Source organism: Vibrio hannami, from assembly GCF_029589055.1.
Lineage (GTDB): Bacteria > Pseudomonadota > Gammaproteobacteria > Enterobacterales > Vibrionaceae > Vibrio > Vibrio hannami.
Window position 1 is genome coordinate 145,558 of the sequence record NZ_JARQZP010000001.1, and the last position, 15,626, is coordinate 161,183.

Consider the following 15,626-nt stretch of genomic DNA (forward strand, 5'->3'; position numbering starts at 1 on the left):
CTTTTTTACCCGCTCATTTTATTAATTAGTTTGTTTTCTACCAGCGCATTAGCAAATGTGCTGGAAGGGGTTCGTGTCTGGCCTTCACCTGACGAAACCCGCGTTGTTATTGATCTTAAGTCAGAGGCCGAGTACAGCTATTTTACGCTGACGAGCCCATATAGAGTCGTCGTAGATTTAAAAAACACTTCGATCAACGCGAAGCTGCCTATGACGGTTTCCAATAGCAAGGTTCTTAAAAAAATTCGCAAGAGCTCTCCTCCGCAAAAAGGTACATATAGATTGGTCTTCGAAATGAAGACTAAAGTAACTCCTAAGTTATTTAAGCTTAGTCCTACCCCTGGTGGTCAATACGGGCACCGCCTGGTGGTTGATATTCCGCATTCGGAGAAAGCAACAACACCTGCTGTTACTGCTTCTTCAAGCAAACCTTCGGCCAGTAAACATGCTTCTCAACTGTCTGGCAATGCAGATATCGTCATTGCTATTGATGCCGGACATGGCGGGGAAGACCCTGGTTCAATCGGCCCTACGCGCAAATATGAAAAGCATGCGACTTTAGCTATATCCCGTAAACTGGCAGATCAGATCAATCGTATTGATGGCATGAAAGCAGTTCTTACCAGAAATGGTGATTACTTCGTTAACCTGAACAAGCGCTCTGAAATTGCCAGAAGGAAAAAGGCGCATATGTTGGTATCCATTCACGCGGATGCCTTTACCTCTCCTCAGCCACGAGGTGGTTCAGTATTTGTACTGAATACTCGCCGTGCAAATACTGAGATCGCCCGCTGGGTTGAAAACCATGAAGCTCAATCTGAGCTGTTAGGTGGTGCTGGCGATGTACTGGCGAAGAATACCAATGATAAAAACGTAAGCCAGACCTTACTGGATCTTCAGTTTGCTAACTCGCAGAAGGAAGGTTACAAGGTTGCTACTAAGATGCTGGCTGAAATGGGTAAAGTCACTCGACTGCACAAGAAAAAGCCTGTGAATGCGAGCCTTGCTGTTCTTAAGTCACCAGATATTCCTTCTGTTCTTGTTGAAACTGGATTTATCTCCAATCCTACGGAAGAGAAGCTACTGTTCCAGCGCTCCCATCAAAATAAGCTAGCTCAGGCTCTGGCCAAAGCACTGGTTCAGTATTTTGAAGCTAATCCACCTGAAGGAACGAAGTTCGCTCAACGTAGAACACTTAAAAAGCATAAAGTGACAAGAGGGCAATCGCTTTCTGTCATTGCGAAGAAGTATGGTGTATCTACCAAATCGATAATAGATGCCAACAATCTTAAAAGCACTAGCCTGGCTATTGGGCAGGTTCTGACAATTCCAGGCAGTAAGCCGATAGTTGTTAGCCAACCTAAAAATCCGGTGGAAACGGAAGTTATCACTCACGTTGTTAAGTCTGGTGAGTATCTTGGAAAGATTGCATCCAGATATAAAGTTTCGGTAGAGAGTATCAGACGACAGAATAAGCTAAAACGTGATACCTTGTGGGTTGGACAAAAACTTAAGATCACAGTAAAGATGAAGGATAAACCGCCTCGAGTTCATGTCGTAAAACGCGGTGAGTTTCTTGTCAAAATAGCGAATAAATATGGCGTAACTGTTAGCAGCATCAGGCAAGCGAACAAACTAAAATCTGATAGCCTGGCTATTGGGCAAAAGCTCGTTATTCCATATAAGTAGCATATAAAATTTAAGATAAATTAGTGACCATTAAAATATTGCCAGCTCGTCTGGCAAACCAGATCGCCGCAGGTGAGGTTGTCGAAAGACCTGCGTCGGTCGTTAAAGAGCTTGTAGAAAATAGTTTGGACTCTGGCGCTACCAGAATCGATATCGATATCGAGAAAGGTGGCGCTAAGCTTATCCGTGTCCGTGACAATGGCAAAGGTATTGTCAAAGACGAACTTGGACTAGCGTTAAGCCGCCATGCGACCTCTAAAATTCATACTCTGGACGATCTCGAAGCTATTTTGAGCCTCGGATTCAGAGGTGAAGCGCTTGCCAGTATCAGCTCTGTTTCCCGTTTAACTATCACTTCCCGTACTGCCACTCAGGAACAAGCCTGGTCGGCATACAGTGAGGGACGGGATATGGCTGTGAAGCTCCAGCCCTCAGCACACCCGGTTGGTACAACCGTTGAAGTACTGGATCTGTTCTTTAATACGCCCGCCAGACGTAAGTTTCTACGAACGGAAAAGACAGAGTTTTCTCATATTGATGAGCTGCTGAAAAAGATTGCTCTGAGCCGGTTCGATGTCACTATAAATTTGCGTCACAACGGTAAATCCGTTCGCCAGTATCGTGCTGCCAAAACAGAAATTCAGACTGAGAAGCGTCTGGCTTCAGTTTGTGGTGCTGCTTTTGTTCGTAATATGCTGAGAATAGAGCTTGAGCACAACGGGCTTAAATTAAGTGGTTGGATTACGACTCCGGACGGAGCCCGGCAGCAGAGTGACTTGCAGTACTGTTATGTTAATGGTCGCATGATGAGAGATAAACTGATCAATCATGCTATCCGGCAGAGTTATGAAACCACATTAAGACCAGAACAGTTTGCCGCTTATGTGTTGTTTATTGAGTTAGACCCACATCAGGTCGATGTGAATGTACATCCAGCCAAGCATGAGGTTCGTTTCCATCAGGCTCGACTGGTTCATGATTTTATTTATCAGGCGCTTTCGGATGCGTTAGTTCAGAGTAACTTTATTGATGCACCTCAACACTCTGAAGCGGCTTATGAGACACCGACAAATACCTACCAATCTGGTGAGCAAGTGAGTTCTCCTGTCCCGGAGCAGGTTATGGAGGCAATTGCCAAAACCCCTGCATATCCCGGACAAACACACTATAAGAGTGACGAAAACAAATCAGAAGAGGCGAAGGCTTACCAGCAAAGTGTTCCAAGTAACTCCTGGGTAGAGTCATCTCCTGCTCAACGTTCTACAAATAATAAGAGTAACAAGAGGGAACTGGAAGCTCCTCCGAGCAAAGGCGAGGTTCGTGCTTATCAGGAGCTTTTAAAAACACCGGATATAAAGCCTTTTGAGCCAGAAGATCCAAAGTCTGTAGTGCCTGAACAAAACGTAGAAGAGTGTCCGATTGAAAAGCTTAGCAAAGCACTGTCCGTTACTAATCATCGTTATCTGGTAATGAGTTCAAATAGTGGAGCTGCACTGGTGTCTCTTGCAAGAGCGGAATGGTATCGATGCTTAGGTCAGCTTCAGACTAATAAGGGAGCTCTTAAACCTCAACCATTACTAGTTCCGCTTTCAATTAAGATGGAAAAAGAGCTGATTTCAAGCCTTGAAAGCATTCAGCCACTTTTAAGTAAGTTTGGAATTGAGATCAAAGCTAAAAAATACACTAGTATTATGGCGATGGCAGTTCCTCAGCCTTTAAGGCAACAAAACCTACAAAAACTATTGCCGGATCTGTTATCTTACGCGGCTCAAAATTTAAATGAGCCTGGAGAACAAGCTTTGGCCTATTGGCTGGCAAAACATATTACTCAGGTTAAAAGTGACTACACTTTATCTGAGGGGATTCAGCTAATCGCTGAACTTGAGCAGTTATGGGAAGGAACGCTTCCTCTTAATGATCGGTTGTTTGTGCAGCCTGTTGATTTCACCGCCACGATAGCAAAATTTAACCATGAATAATGAATTACCATTGGCTCTGTTTTTGATGGGCCCCACAGCATCGGGCAAAACGGATTTAGCGATTAAACTTCGTCAAAAGTATCCTGTTGAGATAATCAGTGTTGATTCAGCATTGATCTACAAAGGAATGGATATAGGAACAGCGAAGCCCGATGAGCAGGAACTTAGTTTAGCTCCTCATCGATTGATCGATATTCTGGATCCGGCAGAGTCATACTCAGCTGCTGATTTTCGTCGTGATGCTTTGAAGGAAATGTCTGATATTGTGGCCGATGGCAAAATTCCGCTACTTGTTGGTGGAACTATGCTGTATTACAAGGCTCTACTAGAAGGGCTATCGCCATTACCTGCGGCAGATCCAGAGATTAGAAAGCAGATAGAAGTTGAAGCAGAAACTCATGGGTGGGCGAAACTGCATGATGAATTAAAGCAGATTGATCCAGTTTCAGCGGAAAGAATTCACCCTAATGATCCACAAAGATTGTCTAGGGCATTGGAAGTTTATCGAATTTCAGGTAAAACACTAACTGAGCTGACAAAAACTCAAGGGGAGCCAATTCCCTACCGGGTTAAGCAGTTCGCAATTGCGCCTAAGGAAAGGGCAGAGCTACATCGTCGAATTGAATTCAGATTCGATAAGATGATCCAGGCTGGTTTTGAAGATGAAATGAAGGCACTCTATGCCAGAAAGGATCTTCATCCAGATCTTCCATCAATAAGATGTGTGGGTTATCGACAGATGTGGGATTATTTGGACGGGAATTGTTCTTTGGACGAAGCGGTATTCCGTGGTGTCTGTGCAACCCGCCAATTGGCCAAGCGACAAATTACCTGGTTACGCAGCTGGGATAATTTAACTTGGTTAGATAGCGAGAACATTGAAGACGCTCTAAAGTTAATGTCGAATGCAATAGAATCGAAATAACTTTGCTGTGTATAATGTGATCGTTTTTGCGTAAAAGTGTGCTATAGGTTAATAGGTGCGCTTATTTTTGATTCATTTAGCTCGATGCAAAAGCAGCTTTAAAATTGCCATGCAACAAAATAGCTAAATAACTACAACTACAAACAAATAAGGAAAATAAAAATGGCTAAGGGGCAATCTCTACAAGACCCATTTCTAAACGCGCTACGTCGTGAACGTGTGCCTGTTTCAATTTACCTGGTTAACGGTATTAAGCTGCAAGGTCAGATCGAGTCTTTTGATCAGTTTGTGATCCTTCTGAAAAACACTGTAAATCAAATGGTATACAAGCATGCGATTTCTACAGTTGTTCCTGCTCGTGCAGTAACACACCACAGCAACTCAGAGCGTCCTCAATCGGATCGCCCACAAGAGAAATCGGAAGATTAATATCAATATAACGAATTTGTTAGTAAGGAGTTGATTGCTTGTTTGACCGTTACGAAGCCGGTGAACAGGCTATTCTTGTTCATATCAACTTCACGCAAGAGGGTGAATGGGAAGATCTCAGCGAATTTGAAATGCTGGTTTCTTCATCCGGAGTCAACACGCTGCAAGTAATTACTGGTAGCCGACAGGCTCCGCACCCTAAGTATTATGTTGGAGAGGGTAAAGCGGAAGAGATCGCGCAGGCTGTGCGACTTGCTGAAGCTGAGATAGTGATTTTCAATCACTCCCTCTCTCCTGCCCAGGAAAGAAACCTAGAAAAACTGTGTAAATGTCGCGTTTTGGATCGAACTGGTTTGATCCTCGATATTTTCGCTCAGCGAGCAAGAACCCACGAAGGTAAGTTGCAAGTTGAGCTGGCACAGCTCCGCCATTTATCCACCCGATTAATTCGTGGTTGGACTCACTTAGAGAGACAAAAAGGTGGTATTGGTTTACGAGGGCCGGGTGAAACTCAGTTAGAAACTGACCGACGTTTATTGCGTGATCGTATTAAAGCAATTTTGCGTCGCTTGGAAAAAGTAGCAAAGCAGCGTGAGCAGGGAAGGAGAGCTCGTAACAGAGCTGAAATTCCTACCATTTCATTGGTTGGTTACACCAATGCCGGTAAATCTACGTTGTTCAACCGTATTACCGAAGCTGGTGTGTATGCTGCCGATCAGCTTTTTGCTACCTTGGATCCAACTTTGCGAAAAATAGAGTTGGCTGATGTCGGCCCTGCTATCTTAGCTGATACAGTAGGGTTTATCCGTCACCTGCCACATGACCTTGTAGCGGCGTTTAAAGCAACGCTACAGGAAACTCAGGAAGCAGATATTCTGTTACATGTTGTTGATGCCAGTGATGAGCGTTTTCGAGACAATATCGAAGCCGTTGATGTCGTTCTGGAAGAAATCGATGCTAATGAAGTCCCTTCGTTAGTAGTGATGAATAAAATCGACAATATGGAAGATCAGAAGCCTCGTATTGAACGAGATGACGAGGGTATACCTCGAACTGTCTGGGTTTCTGCAATGGAAGGTCAGGGTATAGATTTGTTGTTTGAAGCACTGACAGAGCGCTTAGCTAGTCAGATGGTTCAGTACCGTCTTCGCATACCGCCACAATTTCAGGGGCGCCTGCGTAGCACTTTTTTCGAGATGAAGTCGATTCAGGGCGAAGAATATGATACAGATGGTAACTTATTGATCGATATCCGAATGCAGCAGGTAGATTGGTCTAGACTTGAAAAAGAGAAGGGGCAGCCTTAGGTGACTTTATCGTTCACTAAAGGACTGCTACAGTATAACGTCATATAAATGATGGAGCTTTCTGATGGCGTGGAATGAGCCTGGTAATAATAACGGCAATAATAATGGCCGCGATAATGACCCTTGGGGCAACAATGATCGCGGTGGAAAAGGTGGCCGTGATCAAGGACCGCCAGACTTAGACGAGGTTTTTAACAAACTGAGTCAAAAACTGGGTGGAAAGTTTGGTAAGAAAGGTGGAATCCCATCTGTTGGTGGTGGCGGTGGTGCAATTGGCTTTGGCCTGATTGCTATCGTTGCAATCGCGATTTGGGTGTTCTCTGGTTTCTATACCATAGGTGAAGCGGAAAGAGGGGTGGTACTTAGACTCGGCAAGTACGACCGTATTGTTGACCCAGGTCTGAACTGGCGTCCTCGCTTTATCGATGAAGTCACTCCTGTTAACGTTCAGGCAATTCGTGCATTGCGTGCATCTGGTACAATGCTTACGAAAGATGAAAACGTTGTTACGGTAGAAATGGGTGTTCAATACCGAGTATCTGATCCGTACAAGTACCTGTTCCGTGTAACCAATGCAGATGACAGCTTGCGTCAGGCAACTGACTCGGCACTGCGTGCGGTAATCGGTGACTCCCTGATGGATGCCATCCTGACAAGTGGTCGTCAGCAGATTCGTCAGAGCACTCAGGAAACATTGAATCGTATTATCGATAACTACGATATGGGCCTTATCATTGTTGACGTTAACTTCCAGTCAGCACGTCCGCCAGAGCAAGTTAAAGATGCTTTCGATGATGCTATCGCAGCTCGAGAGGATGAGGAGCGTTTCATTCGTGAAGCAGAAGCCTATAAGAACGAAATCCTTCCTAAAGCAACTGGTCGTGCAGAACGTCTGAAGAAAGAAGCACAGGGTTATACAGAGCGTACGGTGAACGAAGCGCTTGGTCAGGTAGCTCAGTTTGAAAAACTGCTTCCTGAATATCAGGCTGCTCCTGATGTAACTCGTGATCGTCTGTACCTTGATACAATGGAAGAAGTATACACAAGCACTTCTAAGGTTCTTATTGATTCAGAATCTAGCGGTAACCTGCTGTACCTTCCAATTGATAAGCTGGGTCAGTCGAGCGGTGAAACTGCGACTAAACGTAAGGCGAAAACAACATCTGCTTATGATGACATTGAACTTGAGTCTCAGCGTACTGACACTCAAACAACTACAACGCCGTCTCGTTCAACTACACGTCAAGGGAGATACTAAGAATGCGTAAGTTAATGATCCCTGTACTTGTCGTTGCTTTGGCTTTAATGCTGATGTCGATGTTCGTTATACCTGAAGGTGAACGCGGTATTGTTATTCGATTCGGTCGAGTACTGAAAGATAGCAATGATGTTTCTCGCATCTACGAGCCGGGTCTTCACTTCAAGATGCCTTTGTTCGATCGAGTTAAAACGCTGAACGCTCTTATCCAGACTATGGATGGTCGTGCCGACCGTTTTGTAACGTCTGAGAAAAAAGACGTTATCATCGATTCATACGTTAAGTGGCGTATCGAAGATTTCGGTCAGTACTACCTGGCAACAGGTGGCGGTGATACTTTGACTGCTCAGGCACTTCTTGAGCGTAAAGTAACAGACGTTCTTCGTTCTGAAATCGGTTCGCGCGAAATCAAGCAGATTGTATCTGGTCCACGTAGTGGTCAGATTGATCCTGTCGTTGACCCTGAAAATGGTGAAGCGATTCCAGAAGCAAGCCTTGAAGCGCTTGAGATTGAAGGTCAGCGTGACGTAATCATGGCTGAAGTACTGAATGATACTCGTGAAAGCGCCATGAATGACCTTGGTGTTCGTGTAGTTGACTTCCGTATGAAGAAGATCAACCTGCCGGATGAAATCAGTGAGTCTATCTATAAGCGTATGCGTGCGGAGCGTGAAACTGTAGCTCGTAAGCACCGTTCACAAGGTAGAGAGAAAGCGGAAGTTATCCGTGCTCAGGCTGAGCTTGAAGTGGCAACCGTTCTTGCAGAAGCAGACAAAACAGCTCGTGTAACACGAGGTGATGCAGATGCGAAAGCTGCTGCTATCTACTCTGATGCGTACAACAAAGATCCTGAATTCTTTAGCTTCCTTCGTTCACTGAGAGCGTATGAGCGTTCATTCAGTGATAAGAGCGATATTCTGGTTCTGGATCCGAAGAGTGACTTCTTTAAGTACATGAATCAGTCTGACGGTTCTAAGGCTGCTAACTAAGTTACGCCAAACATTATGTAGAGAGGCTCCTGTTGTGGAGCCTCTTTTTTTATGAAGCCATAAAAGCGATCACTGCTCCCGCAACCACCAAACAGCCTCCCACTCGCCTTAAATCGTTATCTGGCTGCTGGCTTAACTGAGCTACCATCTTTCTCCAGCCATTAGGGGCAACTAGGGGGCCAATACCTTCGACAACTAAAACCAGACCTAAAGCGACTAAAATAGAACTGCTCATCACCAACCTTCAAAAAAATTAATATTATCAATGTACTTGCGAAGTAGTACGCTAAAAACGTATGGTATTCACGGTTTGAAGCTATGGGTTTGTCACCATAACTTTTCTCAATTATGACATTTTTATGCTTAAAAAATGACTGCAAGAATCAAAGTAAGGTGCTAGAATCCATTTTTAACTAGCAATCAGATTTGGAAAGATGGGAAATAACGTAGTCGTTCTTGGCACCCAGTGGGGTGATGAAGGTAAAGGTAAAATCGTTGACCTTTTAACAGAAGATGCAAAGTATACTGTTCGCTATCAGGGTGGACACAATGCAGGTCATACTCTAGTCATTGACGGTGAAAAAACCGTTCTTCACTTAATTCCATCCGGTATTCTACGCGATAATGTTAAGTGCGTTATCGGTAACGGTGTTGTTCTTTCTCCGGATGCTCTAATCAAAGAAATGACTCCTCTAGAAGAGCGTGGCATTCCAGTTCGTGAGCGCCTATTCATTTCTGAAGCTTGTCCACTAATTCTTCCATACCATGTTGCACTGGACCAGGCTCGTGAAGCAGCGCTTGGCAAGAAAGCTATCGGTACAACTGGTCGTGGTATCGGTCCTTGTTATGAAGATAAAGTAGCGCGTCGTGGTCTGCGTGTTGGCGATCTATTCGATAAAGAATCATTCGCGGCGAAGCTAAAAGAAGTAATGGATTTCCATAACTTCCAGCTACAGCATTTCTACAAAGCAGAGCCAGTGAGTTACGAAGAAGTTCTTGAGCAAGCAATGGGCTATGCAGATCTTCTGACTTCAATGGTTATCGACGTAACTGATGAACTTGATGCAGCACGTAAGCGTGGCGACAAGATCATGTTCGAAGGTGCGCAAGGTACTCTGCTTGATATCGACCACGGTACGTACCCATATGTAACTTCTTCAAACACTACAGCTGGTGGTGTTGCAGCAGGTTCTGGTTTTGGTCCTCGCCATATTGGTTACATTCTAGGTATTGCTAAAGCTTACTGTACTCGTGTTGGTTCTGGTCCTTTCCCGACTGAACTATACGATGGTCTGGACAAGCAAGATCCAGTAGGTAAGCACCTGGGTGAAGTTGGCCATGAGTTTGGTGCTACAACTGGCCGTCTACGTCGTACTGGTTGGTTCGATGCTGTTGCTATGCGTCGTGCAGTTCAGCTTAACTCAATCTCTGGTTTCTGTCTGACTAAGCTAGATGTTTTAGATGGTCTTGAAGAGCTTAAAATCTGTACTGGCTACAAAATGGAAGATGGTACGGTAGCAGAAGTGTCGCCATTGGCTGCAGATGAGTTTGAGAAAGCAACGCCAATCTACGAAACGCTTCCTGGCTGGTCTGAGAATACATTCGGTGCTAAGTCTATTGAAGACCTACCTCAGACCGCTCTTGATTACATCAAGCGTATTGAAGAACTAACAGGTGTACCGGTAGATATTATCTCTACTGGTCCAGACCGTAATGAGACTATCATTAAGGTTCATCCGTTCAATTCTTAATTGAATCTGAATGAAAAAATAGCCAGCTAATGCTGGCTATTTTTGTATCTGAGAATCAGTTTTTTAAGTCGCAGGAACTTCGCTTACATCAGGTGATGAAGTTAGTATTTCGGCGATAAACTGAGCCTTCGCTCCAAGTATTATCTGGACTCCATTGGTGCCAACTTTTACGACTCCCATGGCTCCAAGTTCTTTAATTTTGTCTTCGTTGACCAGAGATACATCCGTAACTTCTAAGCGTAAACGAGTGATGCAGGCGGCAATAGATGTTACGTTTTGACGGCCACCAACCTGTTCCAAAATAGCTACAGCCAGGTCTTCATCACTTAACGTAATTTCATTGATTTGCTCTTCTCGACCTACGGTCTGGTAGTTAAATTTACGAATTACAAATCGGAATACAGTGTAGTAGATTACAGCGTTAATTGGTCCCCAAATAAATAGATTTAACCAGTTAGTATCGAAGCCTTTCAAAGACGGCATGATACCGAAGACGATGTAGTCAATAACACCAGCAGAGAAGGTTTTACCTACCTGAATATCTAGCGCATATGACACTGTGTAGGAAACACCAGCCATTACCGCATTGAACAAATAAAGTACTGGAGCTACGAACACAAAGGCAAATTCTACTGGTTCGGTTATACCTGTTACAAATGAGGTCAATGCAGCAGAACCCAGCAGACCAGCTGCGATCTTCTTATTCTTAGTATTTGCTTCGTGGTACATGGCAAGACATGCAGCCGGGAAAGCAAACATATAGATAGCGAAGTTACCGGAGATAAACGCTCCCGCATTCTCATAACCGCCACCAGTGAATGACGTAACACCATCAGAAAGCATACGGTGCCAAATAGTATAAGCGCCATTGATCACTTCGCCGTTTACCGCTGTATATTCATAGAAAGAAAACCAATATGGTGTATAGAAGATATGATGCAGGCCAACAGGGATTAGAGCTCGCTCCATAAAGCCATAGATAAATGTTGAGACATACATGTTACCTTCACTAGTCATTACGGACAGGGCATCGATTCCGCTCTGAATGAATTGCCAGAAGAATGGTAGTATCAAGCCGATAAAGAAAGCACTAAAAGCGGTAACAATAGGAACGAAGCGCTTGCCTGCGAAGAAGCCCAGGAATTCAGGTAGTCTGATATTGAAAAAGCGGTTATACATAAACGCGGCCAGAAGACCGACTAGCATACCGCCAAGGGGGCCTGTTTGAAGGGTTGGAATACCCAAAACCATGGCATATTTTCTATCCGCTGCTACTAAATCTGGGGTGATTTCTAAGCCGACATTCATAGTCATATTCATTACCAACAAGCCAACAACGGCTGCCAGAGCTGCAACACCAGATTCTTTAGTTAAGCCAACGGCTACACCAACAGCAAATAATAGAGTCAGATTGTCGAAAATAACTTGCCCGGACATCTGCATCATAGGTGAATTTAACTGAACACCAAATGCCAGCAGAAGACCTGCGGCGGGTAACAGCGCTATGGGGAGCATCAAGGCTTTACCGAGAAGAGAAAGCTTTGAGAGGCCATGCTTAAGATGTGCAATCATAAGTTGTGTCCTTTCTAAATAGTATTTATATGATTCAGCTCGTAGGGTTAAAGAGCCTTAAAAAAATCATACGGAAAAAGACACTCGTGAAGGTTAAATATGATTATGGATTCGTAAGCAGGTGCTTACAAAGGCGGTACACTATGAGCTTTCTGCTATCGCGAGCAACCGCTTAATGAGTAGCTCATTATCTACTCTCGTATCGGTGTAGAAGCGGAATAACTCGTTGGTAATTGCATTTTGTTTGACGGGATTGACTGCCATGGAGTCTATCATGCTGGGTACGGCATTGTTCCCCTTGAGTGCTTCATGTAGATAGCTAACAGCCGCTTTTTGACAAGGATTAAATCCTTCTAGGGGAACACCTTTGTGCACAGGGATGGAGCCTTTTACCTGATTAAATTTAACCTGAAAGTTACTATCTGCCAAAGCATCTGCGATTAGTAGTGCAGATGCTTGCGAGAATCCTGGTTTGTTCATAAAGATAAAACTATCCATGTTGTAAACAAATACGTTCTCGGTGCCAGGAGTTGGAGTGCAGGTTATCTTATCGGGGATAGAGACTCCCAGAGACATTAGCTCACCGAGGATCCAGTCCCCTCCCATCAGGAAAAGTGCTTGCTCATTGGCAAGTAATCTAGCCGCTTCGTCCCAGCTTCTCTTGGGGGTCTTTTTGCCAGTTATCGAGCTTAGCTCCCTAAACCGGCTCACTACCTTATTCATCTGGGCCGAATTTAGTGCCTGGGTATCAAGGTCGACTAATGCCTGTTGATAGAACGTTGTTCCTCCAATTGAGATAGCGATATGTTCAAATAGCTGAGCGATCTGCCATGGTTGTCGGCCGATTGCTAATGGTACTACGCCCTGAGACTTTGCTGTTCTCATTGCTTTGATAAGCTCATCCCAGTTAGTTGGTACCTTTAAATCCAGTTGGTTTAAAAGGTTGCGGTTACTCCAGAGCCAGTTCATTTTGTGTAAGGTGATTGGCAATGCGACGTAACCATTATCAGTTTTGTTAAACTGTATAGCTAACGGAGTCAGAGTGTTATCCCAGTTATGCTTTTCTGCTATTGGGTTGATGTCGTGTAATATTCCAATCGCGTCCCAGGCTTTTATGCTAGCCCCTTCTATCTGTGCAAAATGAGGAGTATTTCCTGCGAGCGCTCTGGCTTGAAGAACCATCAATGAACTATCTCCCCCGCCGCCTTTAACCGGAGATGTATCTACATCGATATTGTTTTTCTTTAGGTGAGTAACTAAAACCTGAAGGGCAGCTTGTTCACCTTTAGATGTCCACCAGTGTTGAAGTTCAACCTCGGCGTAAGACGAGTATGCATATAGCGTAACGCACATTAGGAGTAGATTTCTCATCGCATTATTCTCTAGGTAGTTCCAGGGTCGCGCAGAGTCCGCCAGTTTTAGCCCTTTGAAGAGTTAGCTTACCTCCATGAGCTTTCGCTATGCTTCTTGAGATGGTTAATCCCAGGCCGTTTCCTTCGGTATTGTGTTGAGGTGACAAACGGAAATAAGGTTCGAACAACTTATCCAGAAGAGAGTCGTCAACACCATCACCATAATCTGAAATGGAAATGATAAAAGCATCTTCTGTTTCCACTAGGTCAACATCGACCTCTGTTCCATATTTAATGCCGTTATCGATCAGGTTTTGGACGCAACGCTTAATGGCTAATGGTTTACCCGCAAACGTCTTTTCAAATTGACCAAATATCGAGATATTCGAGCTATGCTTACCATAGGCATTTCGGCATTGTTCAATCACCGCCATGAGATCAATTCCTTCGATCTCTTCGTGAATATCAGTCTCTTTTATACATTGCAGTGAACCTTTAACCATTAAGTCTAGTTCATTGATGATGCGGAAAAAGTTTTCTCTTTCGGTTGGGTTTTCAAGCATTTCTGCTCTTAGTTTTAGGCTGGCAATTGGCGTTTTAAGGTCGTGTGAAATTGACCCAAACAACATTTCGCGGTCATGAATGTGACTGTTGATCCTGCGATTCATCTTATTGAATGCTCTTACTGCAGCTCTTAACTCTGCACTTCCTTCCTCTTTTACTTCCGGAACCTTGAGTTTGCTTGTCATCATTGTCGCTGCTTTTGCCAGTTGGCGTACTGGTCGAATTTCTCCGCGCACAATGTACCAGGTGCAAATCATCAAAAGTATCGCGGATAGTATGATGCTGACCCACTCTTTGACCTCGAAGTAAGTGGTTTCCAAATTCACATATGGAGCAGGTAAAACGGCAGCGAGATAGAACCACTCATCATCTGCAACTTCAATTTGGATAACGAGAATAGGAGGGTTAATGTCACCGTAAGAGAGTGAATAATGTGCCCATAACAGAGGGAGCTCATCAATTTTTAATTCGTTGTTGAATACTTTGAGCTTCTCTCGGCGAGTGAAATCTACCTTGATATTAAGCTCTGTGCCCAGCTCGGAATGAAGAATACTTTTTACCTCAGATACTACCAGTTGTTTTCTATTGCTATCTGGTAGTGCATCAAGTGGCAGTTCATGGTTATTGAGAGATACAAAGAAGCGTGTGCCTCCTATATTTCTTAACTGATTGAGCACCAGATGCCGGTATTCTGTTGGAAGGGTTTTAAAAAAAGATATGGTTGAAGATGCACTTCTAGCCAGGCTTTGAGCTGTGGTCACCAAACCCTGTTGATCTCTTGCACTGGTATGCTGATACCAGAACACTCCCGACATAAACTGTGCCGCGAGAATCACGAGCAAAAGAAGCAGACTGGTTCTGGCAGCAAGGCTTTGTGGCCAGAGTTTAAAATTCATATTTAACATCGGTGGTGAGCATGTAGCCCTTATTTCTTACGGTTAATATCAGGGTTCTCTCTTTGTCATCCAAATGGTGCCGCAGGCGGCTGATTTGTACGTCGATTCCTCTTTCTAGCGGTTCAGCATCGCGGCCCCAGATTTCTCTGGCGATATCATCTCTGGAAAGAATGCTTTTGGCTTTGAATAGGAATAACGCAAGTAGGGAAAGGTCAGCGCCAGAAAGTTGTTTAACCTCTTTGGATCTATGATCAACTAACTGACGGGTTAATGTATCTAACGTCCAGTCAGAAAAATGAACTTTTCTGGCTAGTTTTCCAGAGCTGTTTGTTTGACTTCTGCGTAATATTGTTTTGATCCGGGCAAGGAGCTCCCGAGGGCTAAAGGACTTTGTGATGTAATCGTCGGCGCCCATTTCCAGACCCGCAACTCTATCTGCCTCTTCTGCCACTGCCGTGAGCATGATTATGGGGACTTCTGATTCGCGGCGTAGCTGTCTGCAAAGGCTAAAGCCATCTTCGCCGGGAAGCATGATATCCAGGATAATAAGATCTGGCTGGATCTTCTCTAGATGTTTCCACATTTGTGTGCCATTTTCAGCGCAATAAACACTGAATCCCGAGCGGGTAAGATAGTCGTTTAATGCACTGATTAACTCTTTATTATCATCAACAATAAGGATCTGCTTCTGTTCCATTTTAATCTTGGATACCCTCATTTCGGCATGCTGAATCTGTTTATTATGTATACGCCAGTACTGATAGTATTACGAATAGAATGGTTCCAAAATTCAGTCCGGCTAACGATAAATTTTGTAAGTAGATGCTTACAATCTGGTTGCTATTTTTAACCTAAAAAGACTCATGACAGGTAAAATATCAGAGTTGCTAATCCTTATTGATTTTTGTGGTAATG

12 protein-coding genes and 1 pseudogene are annotated in these 15,626 nt (G+C 44.1%); 8 read left to right on the plus strand and 5 right to left on the minus strand.

The genetic code is table 11. The features are described 5' to 3' along the window. The first annotated feature begins 15 nt into the window (after nt 1–15). From P7F88_RS00750 to hflC, 7 genes and pseudogenes are all read left to right on the plus strand, one after another. Nucleotides 16–1,689, plus strand: coding sequence for an N-acetylmuramoyl-L-alanine amidase (locus P7F88_RS00750; RefSeq protein ID WP_277821496.1), 1,674 nt, complete (start codon nt 16–18; stop codon nt 1,687–1,689). A 23-nt stretch (nt 1,690–1,712) separates the two neighbouring features. Then, nucleotides 1,713–3,668, plus strand: a complete 1,956-nt coding sequence (gene mutL / locus P7F88_RS00755; protein ID WP_277821450.1) for a DNA mismatch repair endonuclease MutL — start codon at nt 1,713–1,715, stop codon at nt 3,666–3,668. Next, entirely contained in the window at nt 3,661–4,593 is a 933-nt protein-coding gene (gene miaA, locus P7F88_RS00760) for a tRNA (adenosine(37)-N6)-dimethylallyltransferase MiaA (RefSeq protein WP_277821451.1), read from the plus strand. The genes mutL and miaA overlap by 8 nt, the downstream gene beginning before the upstream one ends. Nucleotides 4,594–4,755: 162 nt before the next feature. Next, nucleotides 4,756–5,022 (plus strand): RNA chaperone Hfq, encoded by a 267-nt coding sequence (gene hfq / locus P7F88_RS00765; RefSeq protein WP_277821452.1) that lies wholly within the window; start codon nt 4,756–4,758, stop codon nt 5,020–5,022. Nucleotides 5,023–5,060: 38 nt separating this feature from the next. Further along, nucleotides 5,061–6,349: pseudogene (hflX, locus tag P7F88_RS00770) on the plus strand (ribosome rescue GTPase HflX). A gap of 44 nt (nt 6,350–6,393) precedes the next feature. Next, nucleotides 6,394–7,587: an FtsH protease activity modulator HflK gene (hflK, locus tag P7F88_RS00775; protein WP_277821453.1), complete on the plus strand. Its 1,194-nt coding sequence runs from the start codon at nt 6,394–6,396 to the stop codon at nt 7,585–7,587. Nucleotides 7,588–7,589: 2 nt separating this feature from the next. Next, nucleotides 7,590–8,576, plus strand: coding sequence for a protease modulator HflC (gene hflC, locus P7F88_RS00780; protein ID WP_277821454.1), 987 nt, complete (start codon nt 7,590–7,592; stop codon nt 8,574–8,576). Nucleotides 8,577–8,625: 49 nt separating this feature from the next. On the opposite strand, the gene P7F88_RS00785 is transcribed toward hflC, so the two are convergent. Next, a complete protein-coding gene (locus P7F88_RS00785) occupies nt 8,626–8,811 on the minus strand; it encodes a DUF2065 domain-containing protein (protein WP_277821455.1) in 186 nt (61 codons plus the stop codon). Nucleotides 8,812–9,010: 199 nt separating this feature from the next. On the opposite strand from P7F88_RS00785, the gene P7F88_RS00790 reads away from it, so the two are divergent. Further along, the gene (locus tag P7F88_RS00790; RefSeq protein WP_277821456.1) at nt 9,011–10,327 is read left to right on the plus strand and encodes an adenylosuccinate synthase; all 1,317 of its coding nucleotides are present in this window, start codon (nt 9,011–9,013) and stop codon (nt 10,325–10,327) included. 63 nt (nt 10,328–10,390) lie between these two features. On the opposite strand, the gene P7F88_RS00795 is transcribed toward P7F88_RS00790, so the two are convergent. The 4 genes from P7F88_RS00795 to P7F88_RS00810 form a co-directional block, all read right to left on the minus strand. Next, complete coding sequence (locus P7F88_RS00795) at nt 10,391–11,899, minus strand: PTS transporter subunit EIIC (protein WP_277821457.1); 1,509 nt, start codon at nt 11,897–11,899, stop codon at nt 10,391–10,393. Between the two features lie 141 nt (nt 11,900–12,040). Next, on the minus strand, nt 12,041–13,270 hold the full coding sequence (locus P7F88_RS00800; protein ID WP_277821458.1) for an ABC transporter substrate-binding protein: 1,230 nt from the start codon (nt 13,268–13,270) through the stop codon (nt 12,041–12,043). A 4-nt stretch (nt 13,271–13,274) separates the two neighbouring features. Continuing rightward, entirely contained in the window at nt 13,275–14,711 is a 1,437-nt protein-coding gene (locus P7F88_RS00805; RefSeq protein WP_277821459.1) for a HAMP domain-containing sensor histidine kinase, read from the minus strand. Continuing rightward, entirely contained in the window at nt 14,701–15,408 is a 708-nt protein-coding gene (locus tag P7F88_RS00810; RefSeq protein ID WP_277821497.1) for a response regulator, read from the minus strand. Before P7F88_RS00810 ends, P7F88_RS00805 begins: the two co-directional genes overlap by 11 nt. Between the last annotated feature and the right edge of the window lie 218 nt (nt 15,409–15,626).

Coding starts and splice junctions, on each gene's coding strand:
- miaA (WP_277821451.1), top strand. CDS start 3,661: ATGAATAATGAATTACCATTGGCTCTGTTTTTGATGGGCCCCACAGCA.
- hfq (WP_277821452.1), top strand. CDS start 4,756: ATGGCTAAGGGGCAATCTCTACAAGACCCATTTCTAAACGCGCTACGT.
- hflK (WP_277821453.1), top strand. CDS start 6,394: ATGGCGTGGAATGAGCCTGGTAATAATAACGGCAATAATAATGGCCGC.
- hflC (WP_277821454.1), top strand. CDS start 7,590: ATGCGTAAGTTAATGATCCCTGTACTTGTCGTTGCTTTGGCTTTAATG.
- P7F88_RS00785 (WP_277821455.1), bottom strand. CDS start 8,811: ATGAGCAGTTCTATTTTAGTCGCTTTAGGTCTGGTTTTAGTTGTCGAA.
- P7F88_RS00790 (WP_277821456.1), top strand. CDS start 9,011: ATGGGAAATAACGTAGTCGTTCTTGGCACCCAGTGGGGTGATGAAGGT.
- P7F88_RS00795 (WP_277821457.1), bottom strand. CDS start 11,899: ATGATTGCACATCTTAAGCATGGCCTCTCAAAGCTTTCTCTTCTCGGT.
- P7F88_RS00800 (WP_277821458.1), bottom strand. CDS start 13,270: ATGAGAAATCTACTCCTAATGTGCGTTACGCTATATGCATACTCGTCT.
- P7F88_RS00805 (WP_277821459.1), bottom strand. CDS start 14,711: ATGAATTTTAAACTCTGGCCACAAAGCCTTGCTGCCAGAACCAGTCTG.
- P7F88_RS00810 (WP_277821497.1), bottom strand. CDS start 15,408: ATGGAACAGAAGCAGATCCTTATTGTTGATGATAATAAAGAGTTAATC.